The organism is Teredinibacter turnerae T7901 (assembly GCF_000023025.1).
Lineage (GTDB): Bacteria > Pseudomonadota > Gammaproteobacteria > Pseudomonadales > Cellvibrionaceae > Teredinibacter > Teredinibacter turnerae_B.
The window spans coordinates 4,923,039-4,938,609 of record NC_012997.1; the positions used below are offsets into that span (position 1 = coordinate 4,923,039).

The window sequence follows — 15,571 nt, forward strand, 5'->3', positions numbered from 1 at the left end:
CCATCACTAAATCTTAACCGAAGGCACGGCCCGCCTTCAGGACTGCAATTGCCATTGCTACGAAAATAAGATATTTCTTTAATTGCTGCCCCCCCATCCGGGATCTTTCTGAACAGTCGTCAATAGTATTACAGTAGAAAACAATACTAGATATTTGTTCATATTCTATATTTATTCCAAATTTAAGCTAACTCCAAGCACTAGGTCCGTAATATAGGCGCAAAGCGCCAAAATGGAGGTCCAAGCTGTGTAGCGGTTGTACCTGTGCTTTGTTAGCTATTGACTACGATAGATTCTATTTTGGGATAACTACCGGCTTGCCCTCCACAACCACTTACCCAAAAGGACACTTCTTTTTGGGCCATTTGTGCTGCAAGAATACTTGACACTATTGTTTGATAATTAGAATCTCCGCTATTGATAGCGTACCAATTTGGCTTCTCACAACCGAATGTTTTCGTTGATTGATTATCAATTCGTACCATCGTCCACGCACCGGAGGTATAAGAGGTTATTATTTTTCCTTGTGTGGTTGCTTCGCCGGCTTCAACCCAATTAGTTGCTAACAAGGCAATTAATACTGCGCTAATTTTTCTCATTTCCAACTTATAACCCTCTAAAATGATGTTTAGTTAACGCCGCTAGCAACGACCGTAGTGGAGGCGCGAAGCGCCGGAACGGAGGCTCAAGCCTGCTGCAAAAGGCTTTCAGCATGGCAGCCCGGTGGCTGAGTGGCGCCGATAGAGTCGAGCCCGTTAACAAGCGTGGGCGCCATGCTGATTCTACTTTTAACTCGAACAGTCGAAAGAGCCTCGAGCTCGAATGTAGCAAGGGTGAGTCATGAAAACAACTACCAAAACTACAGAAAGAAATGTTGGCATTGATATCGGTAAATCTACTCTGGATATCTTTGTCTTAGAGCAGGACAACCACTGGCAAACTGATAATACCGAAGCCGGTGTGCGAGCATTGGCAGCCCGGCTAGCGCGTTACAAACTCGCTAGAATTGTCGTTGAAGCCACGGGCGGCTATGAGCGTAAGCTTGTCTATGCCTTGGCTGAGAAAGGCCTACCGGTCGTAGTCGTGCAACCCATGCACGTGCGGCAATTCGCCAAAGCTCAGGGAATATTGGCGAAGACGGACAAGCTCGATGCCAGGGTTATCGCTGAATTTGGAGCGATAATGAAACCCCCAATTCGTCAGATCCAGACTAAAAAGATTCGATATTTCAGAGACTTACTGGCAAGACGCCGCCAACTCATGGAGGCGAGAACTCAAGAGCTTAACCGTTTGGATAAAGCCGATAAAGCGATTCAATCAACGCACAAGCGCTTAATCAAAATACTTGATAAGGAGGTTGCCTGGGTTACCGCTAAGCTTGAGCGCACTGTCGGCGAGGTTACCGAATGGCAGGAAACCTATGAGATCGTTACCAGCGTACCAGGTGTTGGGGACGGCGTCGCTCACACACTGCTGGGGGAGCTGCCCGAGCTAGGTTCATTATCGCCGCGGCAGGTCGCGGCCTTGTGTGGCCTCGCACCCTTTAACAAAGACAGCGGTTCATTTAAAGGCAAACGACGCATAAAAGGTGGCAGAGCCCCAATACGTACCATGTTATATATGGCTATGATGTGCGCGATTCAGCACAACCCAGTCATGAAAAAATTCTACGCTAAATTGGTTGCCGCAGGTAAACACAAAAAAGTTGCACTAACGGCCTGCATGCGAAAACTCGTGACCATCTTGAACGCAATGGTACGCGACGGAAGACGCTGGCAAGAGGCATAAACTATTAAAATATTTGGTTGAGTATGCTTGACTTCGGATCACAGTCGCTTGTTATGCACTAGTGCTCATTTCCTTGATATATCCACATCGGCTCGGACTTGCCAGCACGTGAAAAACCTACCGAATTATAAAAATCTATTGCCCTACCATCTGCAATAAGTATTTGTTGGTGAAATTCTTTATAAATGGAATGCATTGCCTCCATCATTTTTCTTCCAACGCCTTTACGATGAAAATTTGGATGTACGAGCATATGCGGGTAGTACACCACAAGGTGTCCATCAGACAGCGCGTTGCACAAACCAACTAACTTTGAATCAACGCGACCAGCAATGACGGTATGAGAACCCTCCAATGCAGCCATTAATTCTTTAGGTTTTTCTGCAGAAGACCAGCCATTTGACTGATATAGAGATACAACCTCTTCCTCTTCTAGCTTTCCATTAACTGTAATTTCTATTTCCATTTCCTGAATTCTTTTTTATGCATAACGCCGCTAGAACCTGCACTGCGTGCGTAGCGGATTTTTGGTGTATTGTGGCGCAGCCACACCAAAAAGGAGCGTAGCATGCAGTGTCAGGTTGCTAGCTTGGTTATGTGTTTACGTTCGCTTTGCGTTTGGAGTAACCATAAAATACTCCTTCCTTGTAAACTTACCCTCCCCAACGAGCCTAAAACATTTTTTACCGTTTTTGGGGTGTGGGTAATACGCCCATTTATGCCTTTCTTTATTCTGAATATTTTCCTCTGGTATCCATGTGCAGTTCTGCTCTGGATATACCTTGGCCTTAAAATCCGGGCCCACTTCCATTTCCTTTTCCATACGCTGCAGCAATGATTCTTTTAGAAACACCCATAGATCTTTACCTGCCGCAGATAAAAAGCCTTTAAATAGCACACTTAAACAGAAAACTACCAAGGCTATAATTACAGCATTTTCAAATTCCATGTTTTACTGCAACTCCTGATTTACACATAACGCCGTGCAGCAGCGGCCGCAGTGGAGGAGCTTGTTTTTTGTGGCAGCGTAGCGTTTAGCCACGAAAAACAAGCTCCGAAACGCAGGTCCTGCTGGCTGACTTGGTTATAAAAGCTTACGCGACAAGCCCAAATTATTGGGACCAAACGACCCTGCTCCATATTAAATACAACTACTCACTTTAAATGTGCGATGAGAACACCGCGCAAAACTACCAATTATGTACAAAACCCAAACGAATGCGAATAGAACGACCGGTACCAATTAGGATCTAACTCGCTCTCCGAGAGCCCGAACCACATTAAGAACCCTACAACTTCAAGCGAGTGAAGCCCCAATTTAAGCCTCCAAATCCCTAGCTACCCGATAGCGATTAACCAAAACATAGCGCTTCAAAGTTAACGTTTCCGACGCTTTATAACGCCCTGCAGCAGCGGCCGCAGTGGAGGAGCTTGTTTTTTGTGGCAGCGTAGCGTTTGGCCACGAAAAACAAGCTCCGAAACGCAGGTCCTGCTGGCTGACTTGGTTATAAAAGCTTACGCGACAAGCCCAAATTATTGGGACCAAACGAACCTGCGACATATTAAAAACAACTACTCACTTTAAATGTGCGATGAGAACACCGCGCAAAATTACCACGACCTTCAAAGCCCAAACGACCGCGAAGAGAACGATCGGTACCAATTAGAATCTGACTCGCTCTCCGAGAGCCAGAACCACATTAAGAGCCCTACAACTTGCAGCAAGTAAAGCTCTAATTTAAGCCACCAAATCCCTAACTACCCGACAACGCTTAACCAAAACATAGCGCTTCAGAATTGAAGCTTTCGACGCTTTATAACGCCCAGCACAGGGGCCGCAATACAGGCGCGAAGCGCCGAAATGGAGGTCCAAGCCGCGCAGCGGCTGTGCCTGGTGCTGATTGTTATGCATTGCTCTGCCGATCACGACCAACCCCGACGAAACTACTTAAGAGCCTGCGAAATGACAGCTCCCATTTAAAACCAAATACCAAAACGACGCCGACATTCCCGACGATTAAGCACCTCAAACAAAGGCACTCACTACATACCTTGCACCTCACTAGGTGACATAAAGTCGTCCTAACCACCTAGAAGTTTCACTACGATCTAATGCAACTTTATTTGACCGCATAATTGGTGCAAACACTAACAAAGCCACCCCACGAATAACGCGACCGAAGGTGGCGTTACCCAACACTAAATATTGCGTACCAATGGTTTCGCAGCTTTCTCAAAGCCAACTAGCCAGAGTTTCATTTAAAGGCTCAGCGACGTATAACGCCTTTGTAACAGGCATTTTTTGTGTAGTGGAGTTTTGCGGTAAAGTGGCGAAGCCACCGCAAAACGGAGCGTAGCAAAAATTGTCCTGTTGACAAATTTGTTAGGTTTTTTCATTGCAAACCGCACTTAGCTTACGCAAACCTTTAACTGTTTCTAGCTGTAAAACTAGTTTCCCGTCGGTGGTATAGTACTTTACGTTACCACCTTCTTTTAACCAGAGCTGATGAGATGCAGTTTGCTGTAACTTACTCCCAACTTTAAAGTACGAACCGTTCTTTTGAATGTTACATTCTTGCCTATAAATCTGTACCACTGGATTGTTTGGATAGTACCAAAACTCCACATACGAAAAAGCTGAACCATCGTTTGACAGATACCCTACAGAGTACCCGCTCGGATTATACGAGGTAGACCATGCAGGAACTATATTCGGTGCCGGACTAGAGACATAAAAGCCTTCGTATACGTTAAGAACCCATTCATCTTTCCACGGCTTCTCTGACTTTCCCTGCCGGATAATTTCCGCACTCCATTTTTTATTCTCCGACTGAACAATAAACTCGTTCCAATCTGGCGGTTGATCTGCATATGAACAGATAGAAAGAACGAGAAATATTAGTACGAATTTATTCATGCTAAACCTAACGCCTTGTTCAGCTGCACATACTGCGGAGAGCGTTTTTGTGTAAAATTGAGCGCAAGCGAAATACACAAAAACGAGCGCAGCAGTATGTGTCTGCTGAAACAATTTGTTATGTGTTTACTTACACCCAGTTAATGCTGCGCATTCATTGCACATACCGTTTACATTCAACTTCAGTTCGTCTGCAATTGAAGAAAAGTAATATTGCGACCGAACATCTTCTCTAAATTCAACGATAAGAACCCCGGGCTTCAACCCTTTAGTGTGGCAAAACGAACACTCATTCATAAGCCTTTCAGGAATCTTACTCATATTACAATTTTCGGTCATTTGTCCCGTACACTTAACGCCCCGCTCACCCGCACATATTGCGGAGAGCGTTTTTGTGTAAAGTGGAGCACAGCGACACACAAAAACGAGCGTAGCAATATGTGTCGGTGTGCAGCGGTTTGTTATGTTTTTGCAAAATACACCCTATAAAGTAATACGGATACCGGAGGTATTGTTATGATAAATATAGAATAAAGCCAAACCGATGCACCGATTAAACCCAAGAACACCAACATAGAAACATTAACAACCACGATTGACAGAAGCTTTTGTTTCCCGGCAAAAAAGCTTATGAAAGCCAATACCAGCATTAAAACTCCAGCGCCCAAAGTATTAAAAATGGCTGCTAAAGTTAATGGTTTTGGCTGTTCTCCATGAGCACCTACGTCTCCGATAAAAAGTATTAGAAAGCAGTTAGCTGCAATCAAACCGAAAAGCAGCATTAAAAGCCAATAAGTGTATGTCGTTACATACAACCAATACCTCATAGTTGACAGACTCGATTAAACATAACGCCGCGTTAAACGGCAGACAAAGTTGTGGTGCTTTTGTGCGATAATTTGCGAAGCAAATGCACAAAAGCAGCGCAGCTTTGGCTGTCCAGCGAAGGGCCGAAGGCCCGTAGCGAGTTTGAACGCTTTGTTAGATTTTCTTTTCATCAAAATTACAAGAGTTGCTTACTTCATTTTTCTTATTATGTTTCAAAAGTGACTTTTGAATTAAAGTTAGATCACCAGTAAAAAAACGTAAGAACTTTTTTTGATTGTAATAGACAGCCATAAACAGAGGCTGACCTGCAGCTCTTGTTGCTTGTACCGCCAACTCAAATGTTCCACAATTGACTCTACCAACGATTGAATCGTAACCTTTTTGAAGTTCAGGACTTATTTTCCCGACGGTTAAGATTGAAGCTTCATATTTATTTAAATAGAGGCTATTAAATACAATTTCGTTAGTTTGCTTTCTTCGGTATCTAATTGAAGATAATTAGGAAAGACTAAAACGGTATCAAATATCTTTATATCAATTCCATCGTGTGCTTTGACTGATTGCACTAGTGAAAATATTAATAAAAATATTCCTGATCGTATAGTTAAAGCTATATTTTTATTCATATTCAAATCTAACGCCGCAAGCAGTTGCGGCTTTGTAGTGGATTGTTTTGCGGTAGCGTAGCGTTAAACCGCAAAACAAGGAACGGAAAAGCCGTCAGACTGGCTTGCATTGTTAACCCTTTAATGCACTTTCAATTCTGACTCACGAATGATATTGATTGCATCATTGCGCGCCTCGTCAGATTCAGTACAGATGGCGATAAAGTTTGCTTTTATTGACCACCCGTCTTCCGTAAGACCATTTAACTCGTTTGCTCTTGACTCCTGAATTTGGTTCATATCAGAAGTTAATACATGAAAATGGATATCTCCATCACACTTTTCTTTCCAATACTTTTCAAAACTATCCAATACCACTTCTGGTGTTCTTGAAAGCACTGCTATTGTTGTGAGAAAGCTAACCTCATCAATTGATATCGGAGAGTCATCGTCTCGCCCTTCAAATCCTCTATCTAAAAGGATGACGCTTTCATCGTCATTAAACTCTTCAGGAATAGAGCTCGCTTCAAATATATAAATAATCGGAGTCATACAATCTCTAAATAGGTTAACGCCGTGCAGCATCGTCAGGTTGATAACTTTGTTATGGATTTTTTATATGGACTAATTTGTTTAAAAATCTACTCAAATTACGCGCCACCTCAGTATTAGGTATTTCAACTATCTCTACGATGCTACCATCTTTAACTTGTAAAAATACCACATCTCTCCAAGCTGACTCTGCATATGACCGCCTTTTCACTCTAAAATGTTGAATGTCTGAAAAGTTATAAAGATACTTAACCAAATTTGGCTTCCTTCCTAGCACTTTAATATTGTTATCTGCGGTATCGATCAATAGGCCACTTCTAACGTAAAAAGCGTACTTTAATCCATTAAAACGCCCGACCAACCACATTAATGATAGAATTTGGAACAGAGTCGAAAATCCAGTCTCATACCAAAGAATAACTGGGGGGATTAGAAGGACAGCCAGCTCAAATATCATCTCCCTTCTTAATAGGTAAAAGGTTTTCAATTCCAACACGCCATCGTCGTAGTCCAAAAACACGCCTTGGGTAAGCGCTTCTGTCTTTATAAGATGCAAATGATAGGTAAAGTCTGCTTTTTTCAATTTACGCCCTATGCATAACGCTCCGCTAAGGGGCCGGAGCTGTGTTGATGGTTTTGTGCGAGCGTAGCGGAAAAGCACAAAACGAGCAGCGCAGCGGAGGTCCAAGCAGCGACAGCTGCTGAGCCTTGAGCGGCTTGTTATGTGATTGTGCACTTTCTAAATAGATACGATACATTTGTATACGCGACAGTACCGATGAGCACCCCTTCAGCATCACTTCCAGATTGCCTAAAAGCACATTTTTCTAAAACTTTTGTTGATTCCACGTTGGGTTCAGTGACGTTTGCCACCACTGTTTCGTAGCCCAGAAATAATGCATAGTCTAACACTGCTTTAAGCGACTCAGTAGCAAAGCCTCGACCATGGAATTTTGGCAGGAACATAAACCCAACCTCGACTTGTTTTTGGTTAGATGTATTTCTGAAACCAGTTACACCTAAAAATTCATTCGTTTCTTTTAGGTAAACAGCCAACGCTAACCAGTGGGACTGCTTAGTATCCCAATCCTTTATGCGTGACTCGAAGGAATTCTCGACTTCCGCTGCTGACAAAGGATCAAAACAATACCTTGTCACATCATCATTTGTAATGAGACGCTGAAAATCAGCGCAATCCTTTCGCGTTAGCTGCGAAAGAATTAGCCTCTCAGTTTTTAGTTCGTGAGCCATGATCTCGGTTTCACATAACGCCTTGCTCAGCTGCATATACTGCGGAGAGCGTTTTTGTGTAAAATTGAGCGCCAGCGAAATATACAAAAACGAGCGCAGCAGTATGTGTCTGCTGGAGCAATTTGTTATGTGTTTACTTACACCCAGTTAATGCTGCGCATTCATTGCACATACCGTTTACATTCAACTTCAGTTCGTCTGCAATTGAAGAAAAGTAATGTTGCGACCGAACATCTTCTCTAAATTCAACGATAAGAACCCCGGGCTTCAACCCTTTAGTGTGGCAAAACGAACACTCATTCATAAGCCTTTCAGGAATCTTACTCATATTACAATTTTCGGTCATTTGTCCCGTACACTTAACGCCCCGCAGCAGCATCCGGAGTGTAGGAGTTTGCTGTAGCTTTTAACCAAAAAAACAAGCTCCGAAACGCGGGTCAGCTTCACCAACTTGTTATGCGCCGCTCGAAATCCAGGGCTACTCAGTGCAAAAATACCGTTCAAGGTTTTCTTTAACAACTTGCCGCCCCATATTACTAACATTGCCCCGAAATCTGCTCACCAGCAACCACCCTCGCCATTTGATTGCAAGCTCCATTCGTAGCTTATCTTTGTGCTCATAAAACCGAATAGTGGTGGTCGTTCGCCCCTTTGTCAGAACATGACCACCATCAAGAATAGATGAAAATTCGTAGTCACAGAGTTTGAACACACGCTGACGATAACTGTTCCCGTAACTACCATAGAGAACAAAATACCTTTCGTCCTCAAGATCAAAGAACTCGATCTGCCAATTACCCATTGCGCAAAACTGCAAGTTCTTCTTTTTTGTAGAGTTAACTATGGTCAGGAACATACTTCAATACGCATAACGCCTTGCTCACCTGCACATACTGCGGAGAGCGTTTTTGTGTATATTGAGCGCAGCGAACACAAAAACGAGCGTAGCAGTATGTGTCAGCGTGCAGCAATTTGTTATGCATCTATTTGTAATGCGCACACACTGTGCTGGTTTTAACTCCATTTTTAACCGTAATACTATGACTAATATTGGCGACAACGACATCATTGCTTAATTGGAAATACTGATTTCTATTTAGCCATGATTTTTTACCGTAACACATGGTGACATACTCAAGATCACATAAAACTTCAAAAGGTTCTTTGACTTCACCTATATCACAACCTTTAGTTCCGTAAGTACACAACTCTGACTTGTAAAACATTGCTTTGTGATTGAACAGATTTTGTAGCTTGCAGACTTTTTCATGCTTTTCAACTGCTCCTTTTTTACTATGTGGAAAAATGGAGTCAGATGCATACACAGATAATGGCAGCAGGAAAAATAGTACTAAATATTTCATGCGATCTCCTAAAAAACATAACGCCTGTAGCACCTGCCCGCACTGTAGAGCTTGATTTTGTGCAATAATGAGTGAAACGAATGCACAAAACCAAGCGTAGCAGTGTGGGTCTGGTGGCTGCAATTGTTATAACAGCTTACGCGACAAACCCAAACTATAGCGACCAAATGACCCTGCGACATATTAAAAACTACTACTCACTGTAAATGTGCGATGAGAACACCGCGCAAAATAGCCAATTATTTTCAAAGCCCAAACGACCGCGAAAACAACAACCGGTACCAATTAGAAGCTGACTCGCTCCCCGAGAGCCCGAACCATATTAAGAACCCTACTACTTGCAGCAAGTAAAACTCTAATTTGAGCTACCAAATCCCTAACTACCCGACAACGCTTAACCACAACATAGGGCCTCAAAGTTAACGTATTCGACGCTTTATAACGCCGCGCTCACCTGCACATACTGCGAAGAGCGTTTTTGTGTAAAAATGGAGCGCAGCGACAGACACAAAAACGAGCGTAGCAGTATGTGTCAGCGTGCAGCGCCTTGTTAGCTTTGGGCATACTCTGCAGCCCTAGACCTTTTTAATAAAAATGATAGTGACTCCATAGCAGATTTACTAGGCTCTACGTATTTCTTAAATTCTGGAAGAAATAAGTTACACTCAAGCACATGCGCAAAGCTCAATATTCTCTTTAAGTCGCCTTGTCTATACCCGCGACCATCAATCCTAGCCCGAACGCACTGAACAACACCTCTTTCATTGACTTCGATAGATAGATCATTCGCACCGTAATATTCCCAGAATGTCTCGTTTTCCGTGCCGAATGTTGAATTGGCCAACTTTAGAGGGCTAACACCTTTATGGTGATCGGCCCATATTTTTTCAGAGTCAAAATATCCTTCCTCTGAAAATAGCTCCCCGACCTGCTCTTCTCTATTTCCAAATCCAGATGGGACAAAAAATATTACTGTTTGGTATAAAGCCATAATTGAAGCTAACGCCTGGGTAACCTGTGCTGCATGCGGAGTGTAGTTTTGGGGTAAAGTGGCGAAGCCGCCCCAAAACGAAGCGTAGCATGCGGCATCAGGTTGACCCACTTGTTAGAATTTTTACCCATTTCTATGCTCCACTACCTTTAGTGGCACAAGGCTACCAAGAAAAACCATTGCAACAACAGGCAATACTACTAGCGATACGCATGCAGCAATAAAACCAAAATTACCAAATACTGGCACGAAGGAGAAAAAGCCCACAAAGCCTGACAAAATGGTAATTACTAAAGTATAAGCTCCACCAACAGAATATAGTGCACCACACCTTTTACACTGCTTGCAATCCCTATCACAAGAAGCTGCCAGCTTATTGACTAAAGATATAACTTTTCTTTTACACGTAGGGCATCTAAACATTCGATAAAGCTAAATTAATTCTAACGCCTACAGCACCTTCCCGCGCTGTGGAGCTTGGTTTCGTGCAATAATGAGCGCAGCGAATGCACAAAACCAAGCGTAGCAGTGTGGGTCTGGTGGCTGTAATTGTTATAAAAGCTTACGCGACAAGCCCAAATTATTGGGACCAAACGACCCTGCGACATATTAAAACTACTACTCACTTTAAATGTGCGATGAGAACACCGCGAAAAATTCCCAATTATTTTCAAAGTCCAACCGAATACGAAAAGAACGACCGGTACCAAATATGAGCTGACTCGCTCTCCGAGAGCAAGAACCACATTAAGAACCCTACAACTTGCAGCAAGTAAAGCTCTAATTTGATCCACCAAATCCATAACTACCCAACAGCGATTAACCAAAACATAGCACTTCAAAGTTAACGTTTCCGACGCTTTATAACGCCCAGCACAGGGGCCGTAATGTAGGCGCGAAGCGCCGAAATGGAGGTCCAAGCCGCGCAGCGGCTGAGCCTGATGCTGATTGTTATGCATTGCCCTGCTGAACACAACCAACCCCAACGAAACTACTTAAGAGCCTGCAAAATGACAGTGCCCATTTTAAACCTACTTACCAAAAATACGCCGACATTCCCGACGATTAAGCACCTCAAACAAAGGCACATACTGCATACCTAGCACACAACCAGGTGAAATAAAGTTGCCCTAACCACCTAGAAATTTTACTACGAACTAATACAACTTTATTTGACCGATTGATTAGTACAAACTCTAACGAAGCTGCTCCACTAACAACGCGACCGAAGGTAGCGTTGCTTAACACTAAACATTTGCGTACCACCGGTTGTGAAGCTTTCTCAAATACCAACTAGCCAGAGTTTCATTTAAAGGCTCAGCGACGCATAACGCCGCTATTTGCGGAAGCGTTTGTGGAGCCTTGTTGCGGGGTAAAGTGGCGGAGCCACCCCGCAACAAGGCGTAGCAAATGTTTTCCGCAAGATAGCCTTGTTATACAACACGATTCAAGTCACCAAATCTAGCTAAATAATGCCAAACTTTCTTGAGATCTTGCCGATCATATGTCCCTTGGCTTACGGCCATACCAATGAGCTTGGGATTAACATGACCTTTTACCACTATCAGTTTCGCTAGATCAACGTATTCTGCGCCCCTATAATCCGCATGGAATTCAAATTCCTCTATTGAAAGGTTAAACCCTTTGTGCCAGCGGATATCGCATTTGATTTTTTCGGCAAATTTTTCAATTTCAGTGCCCTTGTAAATAGGATCTACCACAAGAGCTTCAACATCATTTTCAACTGAAATCGGACCATGAATGTGTGCTTCAACGTAGTTGTCCAGCAAATCTAATGTATCCGAATCAGCCATTTCGATTAAGTTCTTTACGCGATCGGCCATTCCGTAATCCAACGGACCAACCCAGCTTTCCGGATAGCAGAATGTCGTTCTCTCCAATAAATGTCTTCTCAGCTTAAAGTGGGACGAGCCAAATCTAGGCGCCCCCCCTGACTGGCTAAGTCGGTGGTTCAGCGCGCCGTATTTGGGGCGTTCAGAGACATGGCAGCTGTCATATAGCCCCTTAAAAGCTTTACTTTCCCACTTCCACCGGTCACCGCCAGGAAATGCTGTCAATCCACCGTTGCTAGTACCCGTTTCGAACTGTGATCGCAGTAGGCCGTCATTGGCGATAGCTTCAAGAACAAGAAACCCGCCGCTTGTGATTTGGTCTGGATGAAAGTTAATTGTAACTTCTAGCTTGGCGTAATCCTCAAGTTTGCTACCTAATGCCCTGAAATTTTCCAGTACTTTACACTGTGTGGCGCTTAGAAACGTTTCCATAAGTTCAAGTTGCAGCATCTGGTTCAAGGAGTGTGAAGCAGGCATAACGCCGCTAGAACCTGCACTGCTTGCGTAGCGGGTTTTTGGTGGATTATGGCGAAGCCACACCAAAAAGAAGCGTAGCTTGCAGTGTCAGGTTGCTAGCTTGGTTATGTGTTTGACTCGAACAAAGCATCCAGATAAGACCTGTACTCCAACAACCCCTTGTAACCACGTTCTTCTGTTTTATACTCTGGTGATTGAACGCATATTTTTATAGCTTGAAAATACCACGACTCAACACACCAAGTTTCTCCATCTTCCATTCCAACCCTTTCCCCATACTTGAAAGATAGTCCCAATTTTAATTTATTCCGAAGTTCTTCGTATGTTTCAGTTGATAATTTGACAACGTAGCTATTTTTAAGCTTTTCATTAGCATTGCCCGAAAGTACGTACTCCGCCTTCACCAACTCCTTTGGCGTAGTATACGAGCGAATATAATATTCTGTGGTACCGTCAAATGATGGCTGAATAGACAGTACCATTTCTTGAGGCATGAAGAACTCTCGTTTTCTATCATACGTCTCACTACGGGCTCCCACGCACAAAAGCAACAGGCATACACAAAAAACGAGTTTATTCATATTGTACTTAGCTCTAGTTGGACACATAACGCCGCTATAAGCAGCCGTAATGGAGGTGATTGTTTTGCGCTAGCGTAGCGACCAGCGCAAAATCAAGCACCGGAATGGAGGTCTGCTTGATAGCTTGGTTATACGTCTACTCCACTATTGAAAGATTCCACGCATTTAGCGCTGAACCAAATAATTCTTTGTTTGGGGAAACTACTTGATACTCTAGTAACCACAGTAACCACCCTTCCAGCAGAACCTGAAAAGACCCGTAGTATATACTTGTATTACCCTCGAGTTTTAGCTCGATAAAGTGCTCTCGGGCCTTATACCCGTTCTTACTCTTTGTTTTAGCGCTCGACTTAATATCTAGAACAGAAGACGAACGTTTAAATTGCCCTTCAACCAAGCTCTCACCAGATAGCCAGCCGGATTTAAAACTGCTTTCCATTGAGATTGGATATTTAGATATCTTTACTCGCAGGTAGTCAATATTTGACCTAAAAAAGCTTAGTAATTCTTCGGACTTATAGTACTTTGTTGAATTGTCACCCGCCCTCCTTTCAGGGAATTCCAGATACTCCTTTGGTACGTCAAATTTCCATTTAATCTCACCGATCTGAAAAGTTTCAGCTTTCACCGGTAGAGAAAATGCCAGCAATACAATAACTAGAATATTTTTCATTTCTATTTTACGTATAACGAGACTGTCGAATAACGCCGAGATACCTATACCCAGCGGATAATTTCAGGCACCCGTTTTTATAAGGCTGTTTAAAAATATCAGCCACGACGTTATTTACATCTATTTTTAAAAAATAGTTACCCTTCATCGGGCATAGCTCCCATATTTCTGTATTTTTACCAAGTTATGTACCGCACAGAATAAATACCATTGTCCAGACACCTTTTTAAGGCTCCTCAAGCTAAACCAACGCAACCCCATTATGTGTTTCATATGCGCAAATACGGGTTCGACAATACCAATGCGATCCGAGTAGATGGCCCTGCCTTCGGGACTGTCCATTTTGCGTTTCATTCGATCAATGGCGCGGCTGTTGTTTTTAGGGGTGTCTTTGCGGATGCTCACCTGTCTGCCGCGGTCTTTGACCCCATTACGTAAACAGTGTGCTTGTATCGAGCAGTTTTTACAGTCGTTGAGGTAACCTTCAAAGCGAATGTATTCGACGCCTTTGTTTTGATATCCAGAGGAGCAAAGCCAGAGTTCTTTTCCCTCTGGACACCAACAGCGTTGTGCTTGCGAGTCATAGTCGAAGTCACTCGATTGAAAGTATTTCTGTTTTCTTACCTTCGGCTTTTTATCTTGGTGATCCACAAACCTCGCATCGCGTTTACGATAGAGGGTATCCGCAATATAGGCATTGACGCCTTTCTCTGCGCAATAGTCTAAATTCGCCCCGCTATGAAACCCAGCATCTGCCAGCAGTTGACAGCCATCTAGCCTGTCGGATGCTAGGAGTTTATCAATCATGGGCTTGAGTGTGGATTGTTCGCTATCACCAGTTACATCAGCATTGACAATGACCTGGTTCAGTTTATCGGTTGCGGCCAAACCGACGTACCCTTGTAACGCACCACCGTTACCGGACATCATATTGGCGCTATCAGGATCGGTGAGGTTGGTCTTACGAACTTTTCCGTTGTGCCCCCGTTTATCCACCATGTCATTGAGGGCCGATTTTAGCTTTTTATTGATGCGCTTGAGTTTTGCTATCTGTTTTTCTTCTTTTTCACGCACCGGTGTGTTCACCACGCCCTGAGCGTCTTCTTGACGATGCCGTGCCATCACTCGCCTTACTGCACGTTGAATTTTTTGATGTTTCTTCGTGAAGTCGGTCTTAGTTCCCGACCATTCCTTCGAGGCGTTTGAGGGAATTTTGCAGCCATCCAATGCCAGAGTGTCGCCACCAATCAGCCCCAGGTAATCACACTGCAACACGATTTCTATAAATATGCCTTCAAGGCGCTGTGGATTCTTTGAAACAAACGCTGCAATAGTGGAATGATCCGGGGTTAGAAAACCAGAGAGTGCCATGAACACCGTGTTGTATCGGCACAAATGTTCGATTTTACGGCTGCTGGTAATGCCGCGATGATACGCAGAAAGTATGATCTTGAGGAGAGTGCCCGGGCTGTATGCCGATGCGCCACCCGCATCGTTGTTAAAATCGCTTTCAAACGAGGAGAGATCTAACACATGATCGACAATCAAGCAGACTGTCGCCTCAAAGCTGCCCTCTGTTATTTGTTCCTCGGGAATAACAGCGACAAATTCCCCCTGTTTATCATTACCTTGTTTGTAATGCGCCATACCAGACTCCGTTAAGCGGCGGTAGAGTCTATTTTAACTCTTTA

Annotated in this window: 16 protein-coding genes; 1 reads left to right on the forward strand and 15 read right to left on the reverse strand. The window is 43.5% G+C overall.

Translation table 11 applies throughout. The features are described from left to right. Nucleotides 1–272 precede the first annotated feature (272 nt). On the reverse strand, nt 273–605 hold the full coding sequence (locus tag TERTU_RS19775; protein WP_143876308.1) for a hypothetical protein: 333 nt from the start codon (nt 603–605) through the stop codon (nt 273–275). A gap of 235 nt (nt 606–840) precedes the next feature. On the opposite strand from TERTU_RS19775, the gene TERTU_RS19780 reads away from it, so the two are divergent. Continuing rightward, nucleotides 841–1,788 carry an IS110 family RNA-guided transposase gene (locus TERTU_RS19780; RefSeq protein WP_015820178.1) on the forward strand — a complete coding sequence of 316 codons (948 nt, stop codon included), beginning with the start codon at nt 841–843 and terminating at the stop codon, nt 1,786–1,788. 58 nt (nt 1,789–1,846) lie between these two features. Here the strand turns inward: TERTU_RS19780 and TERTU_RS19785 are convergent, their stop codons facing one another. The 14 genes from TERTU_RS19785 to TERTU_RS19855 all read right to left on the reverse strand — a co-directional run bounded on the left by TERTU_RS19785 (nt 1,847) and on the right by TERTU_RS19855 (nt 15,527). After that, a complete protein-coding gene (locus tag TERTU_RS19785) occupies nt 1,847–2,254 on the reverse strand; it encodes a GNAT family N-acetyltransferase (protein WP_015818689.1) in 408 nt (135 codons plus the stop codon). Between the two features lie 135 nt (nt 2,255–2,389). Then, nucleotides 2,390–2,737, reverse strand: a complete 348-nt coding sequence (locus tag TERTU_RS19790; protein ID WP_015818076.1) for a hypothetical protein — start codon at nt 2,735–2,737, stop codon at nt 2,390–2,392. 1,434 nt (nt 2,738–4,171) lie between these two features. Next, a complete protein-coding gene (locus TERTU_RS19795) occupies nt 4,172–4,705 on the reverse strand; it encodes a hypothetical protein (RefSeq protein ID WP_041590352.1) in 534 nt (177 codons plus the stop codon). Between the two features lie 461 nt (nt 4,706–5,166). Next, complete coding sequence (locus TERTU_RS19800) at nt 5,167–5,532, reverse strand: hypothetical protein (protein WP_041590353.1); 366 nt, start codon at nt 5,530–5,532, stop codon at nt 5,167–5,169. A gap of 747 nt (nt 5,533–6,279) precedes the next feature. Next, on the reverse strand, nt 6,280–6,690 hold the full coding sequence (locus TERTU_RS19805) for a hypothetical protein (protein WP_041590354.1): 411 nt from the start codon (nt 6,688–6,690) through the stop codon (nt 6,280–6,282). Nucleotides 6,691–6,742: 52 nt separating this feature from the next. After that, a complete protein-coding gene (locus TERTU_RS19810) occupies nt 6,743–7,273 on the reverse strand; it encodes a hypothetical protein (RefSeq protein ID WP_015819727.1) in 531 nt (176 codons plus the stop codon). 137 nt (nt 7,274–7,410) lie between these two features. Then, entirely contained in the window at nt 7,411–8,028 is a 618-nt protein-coding gene (locus TERTU_RS19815; protein ID WP_228378210.1) for a GNAT family N-acetyltransferase, read from the reverse strand. Between the two features lie 391 nt (nt 8,029–8,419). Further along, on the reverse strand, nt 8,420–8,743 hold the full coding sequence (locus TERTU_RS19820; RefSeq protein ID WP_143876310.1) for a hypothetical protein: 324 nt from the start codon (nt 8,741–8,743) through the stop codon (nt 8,420–8,422). Between the two features lie 181 nt (nt 8,744–8,924). After that, on the reverse strand, nt 8,925–9,305 hold the full coding sequence (locus TERTU_RS19825) for a hypothetical protein (RefSeq protein ID WP_015820991.1): 381 nt from the start codon (nt 9,303–9,305) through the stop codon (nt 8,925–8,927). Nucleotides 9,306–9,855: 550 nt separating this feature from the next. Continuing rightward, a complete protein-coding gene (locus TERTU_RS19830) occupies nt 9,856–10,296 on the reverse strand; it encodes a hypothetical protein (RefSeq protein ID WP_187148799.1) in 441 nt (146 codons plus the stop codon). Between the two features lie 1,433 nt (nt 10,297–11,729). Continuing rightward, entirely contained in the window at nt 11,730–12,626 is an 897-nt protein-coding gene (locus TERTU_RS19840; protein ID WP_015820180.1) for a DUF3626 domain-containing protein, read from the reverse strand. A 104-nt stretch (nt 12,627–12,730) separates the two neighbouring features. Then, on the reverse strand, nt 12,731–13,120 hold the full coding sequence (locus tag TERTU_RS19845; protein WP_015820857.1) for a hypothetical protein: 390 nt from the start codon (nt 13,118–13,120) through the stop codon (nt 12,731–12,733). Nucleotides 13,121–13,343: 223 nt separating this feature from the next. Beyond that, a complete protein-coding gene (locus TERTU_RS19850; protein ID WP_015816903.1) occupies nt 13,344–13,880 on the reverse strand; it encodes a hypothetical protein in 537 nt (178 codons plus the stop codon). Nucleotides 13,881–14,024: 144 nt separating this feature from the next. Then, the gene (locus TERTU_RS19855) at nt 14,025–15,527 is read right to left on the reverse strand and encodes an IS1182 family transposase (RefSeq protein ID WP_015820992.1); all 1,503 of its coding nucleotides are present in this window, start codon (nt 15,525–15,527) and stop codon (nt 14,025–14,027) included. Between the last annotated feature and the right edge of the window lie 44 nt (nt 15,528–15,571).

Excerpts from the sequence above, each read along its gene's own strand:
- TERTU_RS19780 (WP_015820178.1), top strand. The coding sequence starts at position 841 with ATGAAAACAACTACCAAAACTACAGAAAGAAATGTTGGCATTGATATC.
- TERTU_RS19785 (WP_015818689.1), bottom strand. The coding sequence starts at position 2,254 with ATGGAAATAGAAATTACAGTTAATGGAAAGCTAGAAGAGGAAGAGGTT.
- TERTU_RS19790 (WP_015818076.1), bottom strand. The coding sequence starts at position 2,737 with ATGGAATTTGAAAATGCTGTAATTATAGCCTTGGTAGTTTTCTGTTTA.
- TERTU_RS19795 (WP_041590352.1), bottom strand. The coding sequence starts at position 4,705 with ATGAATAAATTCGTACTAATATTTCTCGTTCTTTCTATCTGTTCATAT.
- TERTU_RS19800 (WP_041590353.1), bottom strand. The coding sequence starts at position 5,532 with ATGAGGTATTGGTTGTATGTAACGACATACACTTATTGGCTTTTAATG.
- TERTU_RS19805 (WP_041590354.1), bottom strand. The coding sequence starts at position 6,690 with ATGACTCCGATTATTTATATATTTGAAGCGAGCTCTATTCCTGAAGAG.
- TERTU_RS19820 (WP_143876310.1), bottom strand. The coding sequence starts at position 8,743 with ATGGGTAATTGGCAGATCGAGTTCTTTGATCTTGAGGACGAAAGGTAT.
- TERTU_RS19825 (WP_015820991.1), bottom strand. The coding sequence starts at position 9,305 with ATGAAATATTTAGTACTATTTTTCCTGCTGCCATTATCTGTGTATGCA.
- TERTU_RS19830 (WP_187148799.1), bottom strand. The coding sequence starts at position 10,296 with ATGGCTTTATACCAAACAGTAATATTTTTTGTCCCATCTGGATTTGGA.
- TERTU_RS19840 (WP_015820180.1), bottom strand. The coding sequence starts at position 12,626 with ATGCCTGCTTCACACTCCTTGAACCAGATGCTGCAACTTGAACTTATG.
- TERTU_RS19845 (WP_015820857.1), bottom strand. The coding sequence starts at position 13,120 with ATGCCTCAAGAAATGGTACTGTCTATTCAGCCATCATTTGACGGTACC.
- TERTU_RS19850 (WP_015816903.1), bottom strand. The coding sequence starts at position 13,880 with ATGAAAAATATTCTAGTTATTGTATTGCTGGCATTTTCTCTACCGGTG.
- TERTU_RS19855 (WP_015820992.1), bottom strand. The coding sequence starts at position 15,527 with ATGGCGCATTACAAACAAGGTAATGATAAACAGGGGGAATTTGTCGCT.